Origin of the sequence: Moraxella bovis (assembly GCF_002014975.1) — a bacterium.
Lineage (GTDB): Bacteria > Pseudomonadota > Gammaproteobacteria > Pseudomonadales > Moraxellaceae > Moraxella > Moraxella bovis.
Window position 1 is genome coordinate 1 of record NZ_MUXV01000057.1, and the last position, 1,043, is coordinate 1,043.

Genomic DNA, 1,043 nt, shown 5'->3' on the forward strand with positions numbered 1-1,043 from the left:
ATTAAGGTAAAATACTGCAAATGAACATACACAAAAACACAAGACTGCTTCCCCACCATAGGAAAGCCATTTGGACTGCTTACCATAAGAACAAGCGGCATTGTTAAACTAAAATACATAATTCAAAGTTCCATTCCACTTAGCAAACAGTAAGTTCAAAGTGTTTTCTATCATTTTCTCGGATTTAGAATAACATTTTGATTTTCTTCTAAATCTTGCTGTGAAATGCCTAATGGGACTATTATAGCCCTCTATGGTAAAAGTTTGAGCTTTGCTTGTCATATGTTTTGATTTTGGAATGACTTCAAGGTAAGATTTCCAGTAGTCACTACAAAACAGTTGAATGTTATGGATGTTCAATTGATTGTAAAGCTGTTTAAAGGTGTTGGTGTCTCGTCTGCCACAAACAAAACCTAAGATTTGTTTTGTTGTTCTGTCAATGGCAAGCGGGGTCCAGCAAGCGTTTTTTATGCTTGGTGTAGCTATGAATCTCATCAAGCTCAACGATATCTATCGCTTGATTGCTATCTTGTTTGATTTGATGTTGTTCGCCAAGTTTTTTAACCCATTGATAGACTGTGCCATAACTAATACCTAATATGCGACCAATTGAACGAAAGCCCAAACCTTCTAGATACATATTGATTGCCATTTGCTTGGTTGCTTCGCTTTTATGATGCGTTGGTTTATGTACTGAAAAGTAATGATTGCAACCTTTGCACTTATAGCGTTGTCTGCCATTGTTAAAACCTGCTTTGACAAAGTGTTTGTGCTTACATTTAGGACAACTATCAAATGTTTCGTTCATTGGTTTTTACTCTATGGTAAAGTATTGAGTTATTTTAACTTATGTATTTGTTTTTAACAATACCCGATTTTCAAAAGGGCGGATTTGATGAAAATGACAGCCTTGCTGTGGTCGCCAAATTATCAGAATTGGGCATTGATTTTATTAAAATTTCTGGCGGAAACTACGAAAGCCCTGTAATGCTGGCTGAAAAATCCAGCACACGCCAAAGAGAAGCCTTTTTCCTAGATTATGC

1 protein-coding gene and 1 pseudogene are annotated in these 1,043 nt (G+C 36.1%); one reads left to right on the top strand and one right to left on the bottom strand.

The window, feature by feature from the left end; all coding sequences use genetic code 11:
• Window positions 1–108 precede the first annotated feature (108 nt).
• Window positions 109–808 (bottom strand): IS1 family transposase gene (locus B0182_RS11570; protein WP_228157684.1). Its coding sequence is split into 2 segments (ribosomal slippage): window positions 109–463 and window positions 462–808, totalling 702 coding nucleotides; the frame shifts between segments, so codons are not numbered across the junction.
• A 41-nt stretch (window positions 809–849) separates the two neighbouring features.
• On the opposite strand from B0182_RS11570, the pseudogene B0182_RS11575 reads away from it, so the two are divergent.
• Window positions 850–1,043: pseudogene (locus B0182_RS11575) on the top strand (NADH oxidase); the annotation flags it as partial.